Raw genomic sequence first — 14,750 nt, forward strand, 5'->3', positions numbered from 1 at the left:
GCCATGGTCATGGTCACGCCGAGGATGAGAGCCTTGCCCGCAGGGCGTCATTGTCGTCGTGGTGGACGACCTCTTCGAAGCGCAGTCGCAGTCCGTGCCTGTCCAGCAGCTCGGCCACGATCGCGTCGAGCTGTTTGCGGTGCTCCTTGGTCCGCGCCCGGAGGTACGCCTCGCGGACCTCTTCGGGCTCGTCGGCAAGGACCTGGTCCATGCGCTCGCGGATGTACCGCTTGAGGTTGATGTGCTCCATGAACACCTCGCCCACCCCGGCTTCGACGAGCTGCCCGAAGAGGTCGTCGAGGAGTTCGGGCTGGGTGGCGAAGTGGGGCAGGAGCGGGCCGACGAAGGCGTAGGTGGGGATGCCGGCCTCGTTGAGTTCGGCGAGGGTGCGCAGGCGGCGGGAGGCGAGCGGGGCGCGGACCTCCAGCCATCGGCTGACCTTGTCGTCGCTGGTGGTCACCGTCATGCCGACCTCGGCGCGCGGCAGGCCGGTGAGCAGGTCGATGTCGCGGGTGACGACGGGTGACTTGGTCAGGATGCGCACCAGGCCCGGGTACCCGACCGCTTGCAGTTCGCGCAGGATGCCGCGGGTGAGCCGGTACTGCGTCTCGTGGCCCTGGTAGGGGTCGGTGACCGAGCTGAGCAGCATGGTGCCCTGCCGCTTGTCCTGTGGCATCTTCGCCAGCTCTGTGCGGGCGAGCTCGACCGCGTTCTTCTTCACGTACAGGTAGTCACCCCACTCCTTGACGGACCGGCCGAACTGCCGCCCCGCGAAGGAGGCGAAGCAGTAGGCGCAGCCCAGCACGCATCCGGTGTAGGGGTTGATGACGTAGTCGTTCGACGGGGTCTTCGACTTCTGGATCAGAGTCTTCGCCTCGATCTCGACCGGTTCCATGGCCGACTTCCTTCCTGCCGTTCACCGTCGCCTCCTGGGCGGCCAGGCTCCTGAGCTGTCAGCGGGACGGTCGGCGGGACGCCGCCGGACCCACACCCATGGAACAATAATCTCAGGAAGTTGATTCCACAGAATATAAATGGTTGGCTGGGCGACAGCTGATCAAGGCTCGCGGTCACGCTTCCTGCGGGTCGGCTCGCCGAGTCGCAGCCGCAGAGCCGCCGTCACCCATCGAGTCCAATTCATCTCAGAGAGTTTCTGCGCCCCCGGGTATGGGGTGAGGAGTGAGTGTCATGACCGTTCCCGCCATCAACTCGGTCGCCTGGTTCGAGTTCGGCACCAACCAGCCGGAGAAGGTCAAGGAGTTCTACGGCGAGCTCTTCGACTGGAAGTACGTCCTCAACACCAACACCCCGGGCGTCACCTACCACTCGGTGATGACGCCGGGCGCCCAGCAGCCGGCGGGTGGAGTCTGGGACTCGGAAGGCGGCTTTCCCGACTACGCGGTCTTCTACGTCGTCGTCCAGGACGTCGCCGCCACCGTCGCCCGCGCCGAGCGACTGGGCGCCGAGGTGCTCATGGCACCGGTCTCCGACTCCGCGGGCTTCACCTTCGCCCGGCTGCGGGACACGGCCGGCAACCACTTCGGCGTGTTCTCCGCACCCGCCCGCTGACCGGTTCCCCAGGACCATGTCCTGCCCTGCCCGTACTCCACCCGGAGGTTTCCCGATGCCCGGCGCCAGCGCCACCGGCGAACAGATCCCCGTCCGTGTCCACGGCGGGCCGACCACCGTGATCGAATACGGCGGGCTCAGGTTCGTCACCGATCCCACCTTCGACCCACCCGGCGACTACCCCATGCCGCTCCCCGGCGACCACAAGCTCGTCAAGACCGCCCCTGCGCCCGTAACCGCCGCCGACCTGGGCAGCGTCGACGCCGTCCTGCTCTCCCACGACGAGCACGACGACAACCTCGACCACACCGGCCGCACCTTCCTGTCCGAGGTCCCCGTCGTCTTCACCACGGAAAGTGGCGCCGGTCGCCTGGGAGGTAACGCTCACGGGCTGGCCCCCTGGCGGACGGCCGAGCTACGGCGGCCCGACGGCGCCACCGTGACCGTCACCGGCGTGCCCGCCCGGCACGGCCCCGTCGGCTGTGAACCGATCACCGGTGACGTCATCGGCTTCATGCTCACCAGCGACGACCTGCCTCCGGTCTACGTCAGCGGCGACAACGCCGCCCTGGAACACGTCGAGGAGATCGCCGAGAGGTTCGCTCCCGTCGACACCGCGATCCTCTTCCTCGGCGGAGCCCGTATGCCCTTCGCCTTCGACGGCGCCCTGCTCACCCTCGACAGCGTCCAGGGTGCCGAGGCCGCGAAGACGCTCGGCGCCCGCCGGGTCGTCCCCGCCCACTTCGACAGCTGGGCCCACTTCACCGAAGGCCGAAAAGAGATCGAAACCGCGTTCGCCGATGCCGGCCTGGCCGGATGCCTCGACTTCGCCCGCTAGCCGCCACCCCCGCACGACAACCTCTGGAGAACACACCATGACCAGCACGAACATCGACATCGCCCGCACCTACTTCCAGGCCGTGCAGACCGGCGACATGGCCGCCCTCGGCGAACTCCTCGACGAGGCGATCGTCTGGCACCAGCCCGGCGCCAACCAGTTCTCCGGCGAGCACAAGGGGCAGGGGGCCGTCTTCCAGATGCTCGGCGGCATGATGGAGGCCAGCCAGGGCACCTTCGCCATCGACAAGATCCACTCCCTGTCGGGCAACGGTGACCTGGTAGCCGCCACCATCCACTTCACGGGCCGCCGCGGCGACACGTCCATGGCCATGGACGGCGTGGATCTCCTGCGCATCCAGAACGGCAAGATCACCGAGATGTGGCTCTTCTCCGGCGACCAGAACGCCGAGGACGCCTTCTGGGGACGCTGACCTCACTCCGCCCGTGCCCTGCGGCCGGGCCGGCCGCAGGGCACGACGAACGGCCCCCACCAGAGCGAGAGGCATCGCATGCGCAGGATGACCGACGAGCAGTGGCGGGCATTCGTCACCCACGGCACCCGCACCGGCAGGCTGTCGACCGTCCGGGCCGACGGCAGCCCGCACGTCACACCGGTCTGGTTCCTTCTCGACGGCGACGACATCGTGCTCACGACCGAGAAGGACGGCGTCAAGGGCCGCAACCTCGCCCGCGACGGGCGCTTCGCCCTCTGCGTCGACGACGACCAACCCCCCTACGCGTTCGTCATCCTCCAAGGACACGCCGAGACCTCCACGCTCCCCGACGAGATGCTGCACTGGGGCGGCCTCCTCGGCGCCCGCTACATGGGCAAAGACCGCACCCAGGAGTACGCCGCCCGCAACGGCGGACCTGGCAATCTCCTCGTCCGCGCCCACATCGACAAAGTCATCGCCTTCAACGGCATCGCCGACTGAACGCCACTGGGCGGCCTGCGGAACAGGTGAGCATGGTCATCCGTCCCGCAGGCCGCCCAGTGGCGTGCCCGAGACGCTCCGGCTCACGAGGCCGACCGGCCGGGCTGCTTCGGGGCCCTCATCGCCGGAACCGGCGTCTGACCCGCGGCCTTGCGTTCCGCGTCCAGAGCACGTCCGGCCGCCCGCAGAGTGCTGAGGACCGCGGTCACCTCGCGTACCGACTCCTCGGGAATCACCGACCCGATCCGCAGTTCCAGCTCCTCCTCGAAGACCTTCAGCGCCCCGTCCACCAGCTTCCGCCCCTCAGCGGTGAGCTCGACGATCGAGGAACGGCGGTCGTTCGGATTGGCCTTCCGGCCACACAGCCCCGCCGCCTCCAGACGGTCGACGACCTTGCTCGTGCCGCCCACCGTGATCGAGAACTCCTCCGCGATGTCCTGGATCCGCCGCCCAGGCCGCCTCGACAACAGGTGCAGCACCTCGAACGAGGTCAGCGCCAGGTCGTACTCCGCCCGCAACCGCTCCTCGATGCCGCCCCACAACTCGATCTCCAGCGAGACCAGCTCCCGGTACAGCAGCTTCAGGTCAGCGTCAGCCATCACTCATCTTCCAACGAATTATCTTCCATAGACAATTAATTGTAGGTCACCGGTGGTGTACGGCGAGGTGGGGTCGTCCAGCACCGTGCGGGCGAGGCCGAGTACGTCGGTGCCGGTGGCGAGCTGGGTGGCCTCCACGTCGTCGGCGAGGCGGGAGAGATAGCCGCCGTGGTGGTCCGTCACCAGGTAGGAGGGTTTGCCCTCCGGGGACGGCCAGGGCAGAAGCCGGGGCGCGGACGCACGGCCGGTTACGGGCCCGCGGCCGGGTGCGGGTACGGGTGTGCCGTTGAGGTGTTCCATCAGACCGCCACCTTCTGCACTCCGACCAAGTGCTGGTCGAGGTCCACCCCGAAGTCTGCAGCCAGGACGAGCGCGAGACGGCGGCGCTGCTGGAGAGCGGCCTCGTCTTCGTGGACGGCGAGGTAGGGGCGGACGAGGGGCGAGGCCGCGCCGTCGATGGGGGCGTGGAGGCCGTACGGGGAACGGTGACGCGGGAGACCGGAAGACGCGGGCGCCGAGGCGAAGGCGGAGGAGTGGCGTACGGCGGTCAAGTGCAGGCAGAGGTACGGGCGATGGCGGATGAGGCGCCGCTTTCCGGTGCCCGGGGAGAAAAGGATGCGCAGCCATTGCAGGGCGCGGGGGATAAGGTCGGTCATGTCGACGCTCCTTGTAAGCGTGGGCCGTGCCCCGGGAGGTCTCCACACCTCGCCGGGGTCTCTCGTGACCACTTTGCCTTAGGAAGCAATAGGTAGCAACCTGAAGCATGAGGTTGCATGCGGACGTTGCCTCATGTGGTGCGCTGCTACCAGTCGCCTTAGCGTGCAGCCATGGCTAACGAGCGCGAGTGGAGCCCCGACCCGACGAGCCACGTCTACGTGTATCTCCAGGTGGTGCACCACATCGCCGAGCAAATCCGCACGGGCCGCCTGCCCGTGGGGGCACGCCTTGCCGCCGAGCGCGATCTCGCCGATCAGTACGGCGTCGCCGTCAACACGATTCGGCGAGCCGTCCGCGAACTCCGCGATCAAGGACTTGTCATCACGGTCCCCATCAAGGGCACGTTCGTACAGGCCGAGCAGTCGGCCGACGACTCCGCCGAAGAAGGCGAACCGAACGCCTGAAAGGGCCGTGCGCAGGCATGTCGAAAGGGCGGACCCGGTGCGGGTCCGCCCCAGGTCGGTTACTCAGGGGCGAGTTGGGCAAGGCTCCCCCCGTGGAGCAATCCGAGATCATGCGGCGAGTCGTGGGCATCCTCACCGAGGCGATCGAGATGCGGCGGCAGGTCCGTGAGCATCCCGGGGACGAGGTGGCGCTGACGGGCGCCGTCTCCGCGTTGCTCACGGAGACCCTGCCCGTGATCAGGCTGCCCGCCGACGCGAGCGCCCAGGAGGCGACCGGCATCATCACCGACGCCCTGGGGCCCGCGATCGTGGGCCTCGTCAACTGTTTCTCCTACGCCTTCGTGCACCTCGCCGAGGTGCACGACGAGGGGCGGACCGACACCACCGCCGCGGACGTCCTGCAGGCCCTCTCCCTGCAGTTCGCCCAGCGCGACGGGACGTGACGCGGCCGCCCCCGCCGGGTCAGCCGAACATGCCGACCTGGTAGTCGCCCGCCGGCTGGCGCAGCATGACGTTCAGCCGGTTGAAGGTGTTGATGAGGGCGATGAGCGCCACCAGGGCGATGAGCTGGTCCTCCTCGAAGTGCTTGGCCGCGTTCTCCCAGACCTCGTCGGGGACGCCGCCGGCCGCGTCGGCGATGCGGGTGCCCTCCTCGGCCAGCTCCAGCGCGGCACGCTCGGCCTCGGTGAAGACCGTGGCCTCCCGCCAGGTGGCGACCAGGTGCAGCCGCTGGGCGGTCTCCCCGGCGTGCGCGGCCTCCTTGGTGTGCATGTCGAGGCAGTATCCGCAGCCGTTGATCTGGCTGGCGCGGATCCTCACCAGCTCCTGGGTGGTGACCGGCAGCCCCGTCTCGTCGACGGCCTTGCTCGCCGCGACGAGGTGCTTGACGAGCTTTCCTGCGACAGGGCTGGCGAGCAGGTTCAGACGTGCTTCCATGGCGGGCTCCTCGTGCCGTCGTATGCGGTGACGACACGAGGACGGGCCGGACCGGGTCCGATGTGACATGACGGGATGTGACCCCCGTCACGCGCCTTCTCGCGGCTGCCCGGCGGTCAGTAGAGGGCGATCCTCGGGTGGACCGTGCCCACGGCCGCCGGGTCGGTGACGGTGACGCGGTAGAGCTCCGCGAGGGTCGCGCCGGCCCGCAGGGTGCGCCGCGCGGCGCTCAGGTCGGTGAAGAGGGTGCCGGTCTGGCTGCCGAGGGCCACGGTCTCCCAGCAGCCTCCGGCGGTGCGGTGCTCGACCTCGACGTCCGCCGGGTCGAGGAACGGGCCGGAGTCCGGGGACTCCAGCAGGAGTTGCGGGGCGACGGTCCGGGCCGCGCCCGAGTCGTTGCGGTAGGCCAGGGTGACCTCGTGACTCCGGCCGTCGGCGGTGAGCGGGACGGTGGCGAGGTCGGCGAAGCCGACGGGTATGGCGGACGCCTGCGGGGACGTGGCCACGGTGGAGGCGGCCCGCGGCGCGGCCGCCGCGGCGGGGCCCGCGAGGGCGAGACCGGCGGTGGCCACGGCCACGGCGAGCAGGGCGATCCTGGGACGACTGGTGCTGGATGACACGTGCGTGGATCCTTCGTGCTGGTGGGGGGTGCCGGCAGGGCCCGTACGGGAAGCCGGCCGGGGTCGCGCCCAGGTTACGAAGGGATGGCCGCGAACGGTAACTACCGTGGGGTAGTGGAGAGATTGAGTGGAAAGTCGGCCATGACGGCACCGCTCTGGCCTTTTTACCGTCTCTTCAGCTAGACATTCTCCGAACTCACATTGACCAGTGGGTTCTCAGGGGTCTCTACCGCTCAGGGGGAACACGCCCATGACCACGTTTCACCATGCACCCAGACGTTTCTCACGTCTCAGAATCGTCGGCGCCGCGCTGACCGCCCTCGTCCTCGCCGGCACGGGGACGGCGACCCAGGCGATGGCCGCGCAGGACACCGCGCAGAAGCCGCAGTCGGCCTACACCCCGCCGCCCGTCCCCACGCTGGCCTGGTCCGACTGCCAGGGCGGCTTCGAGTGCGCCAACGCGGACGTGCCGCTGGACTACCGGCAGCCGCAGGGCACCAAGATCACCCTCGCGGTGGTCCGCAAGAAGGCCGCCGACCAGACCAAGCGCAAGGGCACGCTGTTCATGCAGCCCGGCGGTCCTGGCAACTCCGGCGTGGACTACGTCCGCAACAACTACGCCGGCCTGCCGGCCAAGCTGCGCGAGTCGTTCGACGTCTTCGGCTACGACGTCCGCGGTGTCGGCCGCAGCTCGGCGCTCACCTGCTTCGACGACGCCCGCTACACCAAGGCCGTCACCGACGCCAAGGGCGTCCCCGGCCCGGACGCGTTCGGTCCCGCACTGACCGAGGCCGCCGAGTTCGACGCGGCCTGCCAGACCAACTCGGGCTCGCTGCTGCCGTACGTCGGCACCGAGTACGTCGCCCGCGACATCGACCTGCTGCGCCAGGCGCTCGGCGAGGAGCAACTGACGTACTACGGCCGCTCGTTCGGCTCGTACATCGGCACCGTCTACGCCGCCATGTTCCCGAAGCGGGTGCGGGCGCTGACGCTCGACGGCGCGTACGACCCGTACAAGTACGCCTACCGGCCCTACGCCTACGACCGCGACCAGTACCTGGCGCTGGACGGCTCGATGAGCCGCTTCCTCGACTGGTGCGCCTCCGACCAGCCCGTCTGCGGCTTCGGCGACGGCGACCCGCGCGGCGCGTTCGAGCAGCTGAAGAAGGACCTCGACGCCAACCCGGTGACCACCGCGAGCGGCGGCAGGGCCAACGGCTACACCCTCGTCTACCGGCTGATGTTCAACATCAACGAGGGCAAGGTCATCTGGCCCTCGCTCGGCGCGGCGCTGAAGAAGGCGCAGGCGCGGGACAACACCTCGTTCCTGCTGCGTCCGCCGTCCCCGGCCAGCTTCGACTTCCTCGGCCCGAACGTGGTCGTCGAGTGCGTCGACAAGGACTACCCCAAGAGCCTGCACAAGCTGGAGTGGAACGTCGAGTCCAACGCGGCGGCGGCGCCGCTGCTGGGCCCGGCCATGGCGTTCGGTCCGCCGACCTACGACCACCAGCACGCCACCGCGTGCGTCCAGTGGCCCGCCGAGACGCCCAGCCGCTACGACGGCTCCTTCCGCGCCAAGGGCTCGGCACCGATCCTGGTCCTCGGCACCACCGGTGACCCCGACACCCCCTACGAGCACGCCGTCGCGCTGTCGCACCAGCTCGACAACGCCGCGCTCGTGACGTTCGAGGCCGAGGGCCACACGGCGTTCGGCCGCAGCGCCTGCGCGACCGACGCGGTGATCGACTACCTCGTCGACCTGAAGGTCCCGGCCCGCGGCACCACCTGCGCGGACGAGACCCAGCCGCCGTCCTCCACCCCGAAGACGGCCCCGCCCGGCACGACGCTCGGCGAACTCCGCAACGGCGTCAACGAGCGCGTCGACAGCCTCGGCAAGGTCGGCTGACCGGCCGGCCCGTTCGACGACCCGGCCGGCCGGTGATCCGACCGGCCGGCCCCGGCCCCGGGGCGCCCGTCCCTCCACGGCGCGCGCCCCGGGGTCTCGCACGTCCGCGGCACATCCAGATCTGGGGGGAGCCGGCCCGATGGCGCTGCGCATCCATTTCACGTACGACGACCTGGCCCGGGTGGTCCTCGCGGAGGAGCCCGACCCGCTGTGGGAGGGGCTGCTCAGCCTGCATCTGCTGCAGAACCGGGACGGCCCCCTGGTGTTCGGCCGCTGGCGCCGGGCCTCCCGCGGCCCCTTCGACCCCGAGCTGTCCCGGCTGCGCCGGCTCGCCCCGCCACGCGGCTACTCGGCGGACTTCCTGACCCCGTCCGGCGCCGTCGGCGGCTTCGAGGCGGGCCTGGACGCACTGCTCGCCACGCCCCGGGCCCGGCTGCGGACCGACCTCACGGAGCTGTCCCTCCCCCGGTCGCTGCCGGGCTGGTCGCGGCCGCTCGCCGACGGCGACACCCAGGCACTGCGCGGGCTCGGCGGCCTGGTCCGCCGTCATCACGAACGGTTCGTCGCCCCGTACTGGACCCAGGTCCGCGCCCGCTTCGACGAGGCCCGTTCCGCCGCGGCCAGGGCACTGCTGCGGTCCGGTTTCTCGGGGCTGGCGCAGGGGCTGCACCCCAGCGTGCGCTGGTCGGCGCCGGTCCTGCACATCGCCGGCTCCCATCTGCGCGGCGACCTCCACCTCGACGGGCGGGGCCTGCGGATCATCCCGTCCTTCTTCTGCTGGCCCGGCCCGATCGTGCTGAAGGACGGCTCCCTGCCCCCGGTGCTCGTCCACCCCGTGGCCCACGACCCCCGCTGGCTGGCGCCCCCGCCGCCCGCCGCCGCCGGCACGCACCAGGCCCTCGCCGCGCTGCTCGGCCGGGCCCGGGCCGCCGTCCTGGAGGAGGTGGCCGACGGCCGCACCACGAGCGAGGTGGCGGCCCGCGTCGGGCTCAGCCCGGCGACCGTCAGCCACCATGTGGCCGTGCTCCGGGAGTCCGGGCTCCTCACCAGCCGGCGGCTCGGCGGTATCGTCCTGCACACCCTCACCGCCCTGGGCTCCGACCTCCTCGAAGGCGGCCCGGCCTGCGGCATTCGACCAGGTTCGAAAGCCGTGGTGCGGGCCGGGAGCCGACCCTGACCATGGGGAGACGGGACCGTCGGGTCCTCCGTGACCGCTGAACCAGGGACAGGACATCATGCGCATCGCGAATCGACTCGGCGTCGTGCTGGCCGGCACGGTGCTCGCCACCGGCGCCGCCCTCCTCACCGCGCCCACCGCGTCCGCCGCGAACCCCTGCTGGCAGAGCGGCGGCAACTGGTGGTGCAACAACGTGTCCGGGGCGCCCGTCTACCGGGACCCGTACACGTTCCAGGTGGTGGGGTACATGCACAGCAACCCCAGCTGGTTCAAGTGCCGTTACGACGCCGGAGCCCACGTGGGAGGGCCGCACCCCACCCGCTGGGTGTGGACCGAGGCCGACAACGGCGCCTGGGGCTGGATGAAGGACACGGACATCTACAGCGAGACCGACTCGCTGCCGGTGGCCTCCCCCTCCTGCCCCTGAGGTCACGCCCGGCGGCTACCGGGCGTGGTCCGGGCCGAGGTCCAGGTCCCCGAAGGACAGCGTGTCCAGGTCGCCGTCGAAGTCCTCCGGGACCAGCGGCGGCCCCTCCGGCGAGGCGGGCGGTGAGGCTCGGTCGGGGCCGGTGAGGGACTGTTCGGTCCAGATGCACTTGCCGGTGGGCGTGTACCGGGTGCCCCAGCGCTGGGAGAGCGCGGTGATCAGCTGCAGGCCCCGGCCGCCCTCGTCGGTGTCGCCGGCCCTGCGGATGCGGGGCATGGTGAGACTGCCGTCGAAGACCTCGCAGACCAGCGCGGAGCCGTGCAGCAGGCGCAGCCGGACGGGGCCCTTGGCGTGGCGTACGACGTTGCCGACGAGTTCGCTGGCGAGGAGTTCGGTGGTCGGGGCCAGGTCGTCCAGGCCCCAGGCCGCGAGCTGGTCGCGGACGTGGCGACGGGCCTGCCCCGCGGCCCTGGGGTCGTCCAGCAGGGACCAGGAGGCCATCCGGTCGCCGGTCAGGGCGTGCAGGCGGGCGACGAGAAGGGCCGCGTCGTCCGCCGCCGCGTGCTCGGCGGGCAGCAGGCCGTGCGTGAGGGTGTCGCAGAGGCGTTCCAGGTCGGCGGCGGTGCCGTCCTCGTGGGCGGTGCGCAGCAGACCGGCCAGGTCGGCCATGCCCTCGTCGATGCCGCGTTTCGCCGACTCGACCAGGCCGTCGGTGTAGAGCACGAGCAGGCTGCCCTCGGGCACGCTCAACTCCACCGTCTCGAACGGCGGTTCGGCCGCGCCGAGCGGCGGGTCGGCGGCCCACTCCGGGAAGCGCACGGTCCCGTCCGGGCACACCAGCGCCGGCGGCGGATGCCCGGCGCGGACCATCGAGCAGACCTGGGTGGTGGAGTCGTAGAGGGCGTACAGGCAGGTGACGTACGACTCCTCGCCCATGGTGCCGACGATGTCGTTGAGGTGGCTCATGATCTCGTCGGGGGGCAGTTCGAGGTCGGCGAGCGTGTGCACGGCCGTGCGCAGGCGGCCCATGGTGGCGGCCTCGGACAGGCCGTGACCCATGACGTCGCCGACGACGAGGGCGACCTGGCCGCTGGAGAGCGGGATGACGTCGTACCAGTCGCCGCCCACATCCATGCCCTGCCCGGCCGGCAGGTAGCGGGCGGCCGACTCGCAGGCGGCGAGGGCCGGCAGGTCCTGGGGGAGCAGGGCGCGCTGGAGTTCGCGGGACCGGGTGTGTTCGAGGTCGTAGAGGCGGGCGCGTTCCAGGGCCTGGGCGAGGAGCGCGCTGATCGCGGTCAGCAGGGTGCGTTCCTCGTCGGTGAGGCGACGCGGCCGGTCGAAGGAGACGACGCAGATGCCGAAGGTGTGGTCGGAGGCGGTCAACGGCAGGAAGGCCCACGCCTGTTTGCCCGAGCGGGCGGGCAGGTCGGCGTACTGGGGGACGTACTCGGCGAACTCCCGCGGTGAGGAGATGAAGACCGGGGTGCCGGTGTCGATGGCGTCCCAGACCGGCCCGAACGGCGTTCTGGGGCGGCGGTCGACGAGGTGGATGAAGTCGTCCGTGTAGCCGACGGCACCCACGTTGTGCAGGCGGCCGTTCTCCACGGTCTGGACGAGCAGGCCGGCCGCGGCGAACGGCGGCAGGACCCGGAGCGCGACCGCGTCGACGACGTCCTGCGAGGTGGTCGCCTTGGCGAGAGCGGTGGTCAACGCGGCGATGCGGTGGGCCCGTTCGGCGGCGGCGCGCTCGGTCTCGCGGCGCTCCTCCTCGTGCCGTCGCTTCTCGGTGACGTCGCTGAAGTAGATGGTGCGGCCGTCGGGGCCGGGGACCAGCCGCACATGGTGGACGAGCCCGGTGTCGGGTACGTGGACGTCGAACCCGGCGGGCTTCTCCTCGGCGGCGGCCTCCCGGCAGCGGCTCTCCAGGCAGGGGGTCTCGCGCACGGAGGGCAGGTCCCACAGCAGCCGCCCGCACAGTTCCGCCGCGGAGAGGCCGAGGGTGCGTTCCGCCTCCAGGTTGGCGAAGGTGATCCGCCAGTCGTCGTCGACGGCCAGGAAGCCGTCGCTCATGTGCCGCAGGGCCCGGTCGAGCGCGTCCCGCGCGGACCGCGACTCGTCGCTCTCCCAGCCGACGCCGATCATCCGGTGCGGCCGCCCGTGCTCGTCGTAGGTCGCCCGGCCGCGGGCCCGCGTCCAGCCCCAGGTGCCGTCGAGGCGTCGTACGCGGTACTCCGCCTCGTAGACGCCGTGTTCGCGGATCGCCCGTTCCGCCGCGGCGAGGGTCGGGGCGAGGTCGTCCGGGTGGACGATCCGCATCCAGTTCTCTATCTGGCCGGTGAACTCGGCCGGCCTGGTGCCGTAGAGCTCCAGGGCCGCCTCGTCCCAGATCAGGTCGCCGGTACGGATGTCCCAGTCCCAGGAGCCGAGGCTGACCTCCTTGAGCGCCTGCCGCAGCCGGTCGGCGCCCGGCTCGGGCTGCGCGGGGCCCGTCGGCGGGGGCGCCTGGGCCATGCGGTCCTCGGTCCAGTCGACGACCGCCCGCAGGAAGTCCCATTCCAGACCGGTGGGTTCGCCCCGGTCACCGGTCAGGACGGTGAGCGCGCCTATGGTGCGGTCACAGCCCGAGACGGGTAACGCGGCGAGACCGGTGCCGGGCCAGGCGGGGGCCGTGGAACCCAGCGGCGACCACACTCCGCCGCCCTGGTGCAGCGCGCGGGCCGGGGGCAGCGGGCCCTCCTGGTCGATGATCTCCCAGGGGCGGGTGAGCGCGGGCGGCAGGCCGCAGGCCGACACCAGACGCAGGGCCGACATCGGCCCCCGCAGATGGACCATGCCCCCGAGCGCGTCTAGTTCCCCGACCGCGTGCTGGAGCGCCAGCCGGAAGACCTCGCTCTCCGCGACACCGGGGTCCACCGTGCTGAGCAGGGCCAGCCGTGCGTTCATACGGCAGACCCTAGTGCTCTACCCGCACGTAGGGCAGCCCGCCACAGGAATTCCACAACGGCTCCCCCGGTCCGGGCCGCGCGTCAACAGAGCGTGTGGTGGGGCGAGTTGACGGGTCGGCCCGCCGCCGGGCGTGACCATGGTCCGCCGACGGTCGTTGGCCGCTGCGACACAGGATGTGGCGTCACCCGGATCTCCGGCCCGACCTCAGCAGGCGGCATGTTCAAGGCATTGAAGACGTTGGTCACGACGTTCGTCGAGCAGTACGCGCGGAACCAGCAGCTCGAACGGGAGCTGCGGGCGCAGCGCGGTGAGCAGGAGCGGCGCTGGCGGGAGGAGGACCGGGTGGTCCTGCGGGCCGCCCTCGCCGCGAACCGGGTCGCCCTGGAACAGCACAACGCCACGCTCCGGCAGGCGGCCGGCGTCTCGTACCTCACCCTGCGCTGCCACGAGGACACCTGGACCTTCCTGGCCCGCACGGCGTTCGGCGCCTGGGAGCCCGGCTGGACGCAGAGCACGCGCGACCCGTACGACCGCGTCGGGCCGACCGCGACCGGGGCGGCCCGCCTCGGCACCGACCCCAACCTGCCGCCGGGCCGGATCACCAAGGCGGAGGGCGGGATGCAGGACGTCCAGCTCTCCGGCCACAACCTGGTGCTGGTCCTCGACGCCCTGCGCGCGGCCACGGCCTCGGACCTCACCGCCACCGGGGCCCGCGCCAGGACGCTCTACGACCGGCTGGCCTCGTTCACCGCCAAACTCGACCCGGCGGCGCCCACGGGCCGCACCACGGGCATTCTCTGGCGGATCGACGACAGTCTGCACAGCCAGTACGTGAGCCGTCCGCCCGGCACCGGGCGCCCCACCGCCGCGCCCCTCCTCCACAAGGTCCCCTCGCCCGCCCCGGCGGTCCGCCGCCATCCGGAACGCAACGGCTCCCCGGTGGCGCGGACTTAGGCGGCGGGCGCCGCCGGAACACAACCTTCCGGCGGCTGTGGTCGTCCCCTCCGACGACAGCACCGACTCGGCGTGGTCACACAGGGGGCAGCATGCGACGCATCAGAACCATGGTCCTGGCACTCGCGCTCGCGGGGGCCGCGATCGCGACGGCAGCGGTCACCGCCAGTGCCGCACCGGGGGGCGCCGGGCGGGGCACCGCTGCCTGCCCGACGGGCTGGGGCAGCGGCCTCAAGGGCGTCCCGGACAGCGGCACGGTGCCGCTGGCGGACATCAGGACCGGCCGCCACGACTGCTACGACCGCATCGTGTTCGACGTCCCCGACGGCGGCGACCGCCTCGGACACTGGGTGCAGTACGTCGACCGGCTCCACCAGACCGCCTCCGGCGACGTCATCCCCGTGGACGGGGGCGCCATCCTGGAGATCCGGGTCGCCGCCCCCAGCCACCACCCCGGGACCGGTGCGGTGGTCTACCCCGGTGAGGTCGCCGAGCCCCTGCCCGGCGTGGACCTCTCCGGCTACCGCACCTTCCGCGACACCCGCTTCGCCGGCAGCTTCGAGGGCGAGACCCAGATCGGCCTCGGCCTCCGCGCCCGCCTGCCGTTCCGGGTGCTGCAGCTCCCGGGCCGCCTGGTGGTGGACGTGGCCCACAGCTGGACGTAGGGCCCTTGGGCACGCGAGGAGTTCCGCCGGGACACGCGCGGCCCGGCGGCGGCAT

At 71.4% G+C, this 14,750-nt stretch carries 18 protein-coding genes; 11 read left to right on the forward strand and 7 right to left on the reverse strand.

Annotation, left to right across the window (positions count from 1 at the left end; genetic code table 11):
• Positions 1–13: 13 nt before the first annotated feature.
• The gene (locus tag SCAB_RS20815; RefSeq protein ID WP_013002052.1) at positions 14–895 is read right to left on the reverse strand and encodes an SPL family radical SAM protein; all 882 of its coding nucleotides are present in this window, start codon (positions 893–895) and stop codon (positions 14–16) included.
• A gap of 293 nt (positions 896–1,188) precedes the next feature.
• On the opposite strand from SCAB_RS20815, the gene SCAB_RS20820 reads away from it, so the two are divergent.
• From SCAB_RS20820 to SCAB_RS20835, 4 genes are all read left to right on the forward strand, one after another.
• Positions 1,189–1,569 carry a VOC family protein gene (locus SCAB_RS20820; RefSeq protein WP_037723223.1) on the forward strand — a complete coding sequence of 127 codons (381 nt, stop codon included), beginning with the start codon at positions 1,189–1,191 and terminating at the stop codon, positions 1,567–1,569.
• Positions 1,570–1,624: 55 nt separating this feature from the next.
• Complete coding sequence (locus tag SCAB_RS20825) at positions 1,625–2,407, forward strand: MBL fold metallo-hydrolase (protein ID WP_013002054.1); 783 nt, start codon at positions 1,625–1,627, stop codon at positions 2,405–2,407.
• A gap of 37 nt (positions 2,408–2,444) precedes the next feature.
• Entirely contained in the window at positions 2,445–2,840 is a 396-nt protein-coding gene (locus SCAB_RS20830) for a nuclear transport factor 2 family protein (protein WP_013002055.1), read from the forward strand.
• A 78-nt stretch (positions 2,841–2,918) separates the two neighbouring features.
• A complete protein-coding gene (locus SCAB_RS20835; protein WP_013002056.1) occupies positions 2,919–3,344 on the forward strand; it encodes a PPOX class F420-dependent oxidoreductase in 426 nt (141 codons plus the stop codon).
• A gap of 83 nt (positions 3,345–3,427) precedes the next feature.
• Here the strand turns inward: SCAB_RS20835 and SCAB_RS20840 are convergent, their stop codons facing one another.
• Genes SCAB_RS20840 through SCAB_RS20850 form a run of 3 tightly spaced genes read right to left on the reverse strand, consistent with a single transcriptional unit; the run spans position 3,428 to position 4,599 of the window.
• Positions 3,428–3,943, reverse strand: coding sequence for a MarR family winged helix-turn-helix transcriptional regulator (locus SCAB_RS20840; RefSeq protein WP_037723224.1), 516 nt, complete (start codon positions 3,941–3,943; stop codon positions 3,428–3,430).
• Between the two features lie 18 nt (positions 3,944–3,961).
• Entirely contained in the window at positions 3,962–4,243 is a 282-nt protein-coding gene (locus SCAB_RS20845) for a hypothetical protein (protein ID WP_013002058.1), read from the reverse strand.
• Positions 4,243–4,599 carry a hypothetical protein gene (locus tag SCAB_RS20850; RefSeq protein WP_013002059.1) on the reverse strand — a complete coding sequence of 119 codons (357 nt, stop codon included), beginning with the start codon at positions 4,597–4,599 and terminating at the stop codon, positions 4,243–4,245. The genes SCAB_RS20845 and SCAB_RS20850 overlap by 1 nt, the downstream gene beginning before the upstream one ends.
• A 171-nt stretch (positions 4,600–4,770) precedes the next feature.
• On the opposite strand from SCAB_RS20850, the gene SCAB_RS20855 reads away from it, so the two are divergent.
• Both SCAB_RS20855 and SCAB_RS20860 read left to right on the forward strand, forming a co-directional pair.
• Entirely contained in the window at positions 4,771–5,064 is a 294-nt protein-coding gene (locus SCAB_RS20855) for a GntR family transcriptional regulator (RefSeq protein WP_063649846.1), read from the forward strand.
• Positions 5,065–5,156: 92 nt separating this feature from the next.
• A complete protein-coding gene (locus SCAB_RS20860) occupies positions 5,157–5,507 on the forward strand; it encodes a hypothetical protein (RefSeq protein WP_041669438.1) in 351 nt (116 codons plus the stop codon).
• Positions 5,508–5,526: 19 nt separating this feature from the next.
• Here SCAB_RS20860 and SCAB_RS20865 read toward each other — a convergent pair whose 3' ends face one another.
• Both SCAB_RS20865 and SCAB_RS20870 read right to left on the reverse strand, forming a co-directional pair.
• Complete coding sequence (locus SCAB_RS20865; protein ID WP_013002062.1) at positions 5,527–6,000, reverse strand: carboxymuconolactone decarboxylase family protein; 474 nt, start codon at positions 5,998–6,000, stop codon at positions 5,527–5,529.
• Positions 6,001–6,116: 116 nt separating this feature from the next.
• Complete coding sequence (locus SCAB_RS20870) at positions 6,117–6,620, reverse strand: hypothetical protein (protein ID WP_013002063.1); 504 nt, start codon at positions 6,618–6,620, stop codon at positions 6,117–6,119.
• 250 nt (positions 6,621–6,870) lie between these two features.
• Between SCAB_RS20870 and SCAB_RS20875 the strand changes: the two genes are divergently transcribed.
• The 3 genes from SCAB_RS20875 to SCAB_RS20885 all read left to right on the forward strand — a co-directional run bounded on the left by SCAB_RS20875 (position 6,871) and on the right by SCAB_RS20885 (position 10,130).
• Positions 6,871–8,526, forward strand: a complete 1,656-nt coding sequence (locus SCAB_RS20875) for an alpha/beta hydrolase (RefSeq protein WP_013002064.1) — start codon at positions 6,871–6,873, stop codon at positions 8,524–8,526.
• Positions 8,527–8,665: 139 nt separating this feature from the next.
• A complete protein-coding gene (locus SCAB_RS20880; RefSeq protein WP_013002065.1) occupies positions 8,666–9,703 on the forward strand; it encodes an ArsR/SmtB family transcription factor in 1,038 nt (345 codons plus the stop codon).
• A gap of 58 nt (positions 9,704–9,761) precedes the next feature.
• Positions 9,762–10,130: a hypothetical protein gene (locus SCAB_RS20885; protein ID WP_013002066.1), complete on the forward strand. Its 369-nt coding sequence runs from the start codon at positions 9,762–9,764 to the stop codon at positions 10,128–10,130.
• Positions 10,131–10,145: 15 nt separating this feature from the next.
• Here the strand turns inward: SCAB_RS20885 and SCAB_RS20890 are convergent, their stop codons facing one another.
• Complete coding sequence (locus SCAB_RS20890; protein ID WP_013002067.1) at positions 10,146–13,073, reverse strand: SpoIIE family protein phosphatase; 2,928 nt, start codon at positions 13,071–13,073, stop codon at positions 10,146–10,148.
• 219 nt (positions 13,074–13,292) lie between these two features.
• On the opposite strand from SCAB_RS20890, the gene SCAB_RS20895 reads away from it, so the two are divergent.
• Both SCAB_RS20895 and SCAB_RS20900 read left to right on the forward strand, forming a co-directional pair.
• Positions 13,293–14,030, forward strand: a complete 738-nt coding sequence (locus SCAB_RS20895) for a hypothetical protein (protein WP_013002068.1) — start codon at positions 13,293–13,295, stop codon at positions 14,028–14,030.
• Positions 14,031–14,122: 92 nt separating this feature from the next.
• Positions 14,123–14,695, forward strand: coding sequence for an AMIN-like domain-containing (lipo)protein (locus SCAB_RS20900; protein WP_013002069.1), 573 nt, complete (start codon positions 14,123–14,125; stop codon positions 14,693–14,695).
• Positions 14,696–14,750: the final 55 nt, after the last annotated feature.

Source organism: Streptomyces scabiei 87.22 (genome assembly GCF_000091305.1).
GTDB lineage: Bacteria > Actinomycetota > Actinomycetes > Streptomycetales > Streptomycetaceae > Streptomyces > Streptomyces scabiei.

Excerpts from the sequence above, each read along its gene's own strand:
- SCAB_RS20855 (WP_063649846.1), top strand. The coding sequence starts at position 4,771 with ATGGCTAACGAGCGCGAGTGGAGCCCCGACCCGACGAGCCACGTCTAC.
- SCAB_RS20890 (WP_013002067.1), bottom strand. The coding sequence starts at position 13,073 with ATGAACGCACGGCTGGCCCTGCTCAGCACGGTGGACCCCGGTGTCGCG.
- SCAB_RS20845 (WP_013002058.1), bottom strand. The coding sequence starts at position 4,243 with ATGGAACACCTCAACGGCACACCCGTACCCGCACCCGGCCGCGGGCCC.
- SCAB_RS20875 (WP_013002064.1), top strand. The coding sequence starts at position 6,871 with ATGACCACGTTTCACCATGCACCCAGACGTTTCTCACGTCTCAGAATC.
- SCAB_RS20880 (WP_013002065.1), top strand. The coding sequence starts at position 8,666 with ATGGCGCTGCGCATCCATTTCACGTACGACGACCTGGCCCGGGTGGTC.
- SCAB_RS20850 (WP_013002059.1), bottom strand. The coding sequence starts at position 4,599 with ATGACCGACCTTATCCCCCGCGCCCTGCAATGGCTGCGCATCCTTTTC.
- SCAB_RS20900 (WP_013002069.1), top strand. The coding sequence starts at position 14,123 with ATGCGACGCATCAGAACCATGGTCCTGGCACTCGCGCTCGCGGGGGCC.
- SCAB_RS20815 (WP_013002052.1), bottom strand. The coding sequence starts at position 895 with ATGGAACCGGTCGAGATCGAGGCGAAGACTCTGATCCAGAAGTCGAAG.
- SCAB_RS20885 (WP_013002066.1), top strand. The coding sequence starts at position 9,762 with ATGCGCATCGCGAATCGACTCGGCGTCGTGCTGGCCGGCACGGTGCTC.
- SCAB_RS20830 (WP_013002055.1), top strand. The coding sequence starts at position 2,445 with ATGACCAGCACGAACATCGACATCGCCCGCACCTACTTCCAGGCCGTG.
- SCAB_RS20835 (WP_013002056.1), top strand. The coding sequence starts at position 2,919 with ATGCGCAGGATGACCGACGAGCAGTGGCGGGCATTCGTCACCCACGGC.
- SCAB_RS20820 (WP_037723223.1), top strand. The coding sequence starts at position 1,189 with ATGACCGTTCCCGCCATCAACTCGGTCGCCTGGTTCGAGTTCGGCACC.
- SCAB_RS20840 (WP_037723224.1), bottom strand. The coding sequence starts at position 3,943 with ATGGCTGACGCTGACCTGAAGCTGCTGTACCGGGAGCTGGTCTCGCTG.
- SCAB_RS20865 (WP_013002062.1), bottom strand. The coding sequence starts at position 6,000 with ATGGAAGCACGTCTGAACCTGCTCGCCAGCCCTGTCGCAGGAAAGCTC.
- SCAB_RS20825 (WP_013002054.1), top strand. The coding sequence starts at position 1,625 with ATGCCCGGCGCCAGCGCCACCGGCGAACAGATCCCCGTCCGTGTCCAC.
- SCAB_RS20895 (WP_013002068.1), top strand. The coding sequence starts at position 13,293 with ATGTTCAAGGCATTGAAGACGTTGGTCACGACGTTCGTCGAGCAGTAC.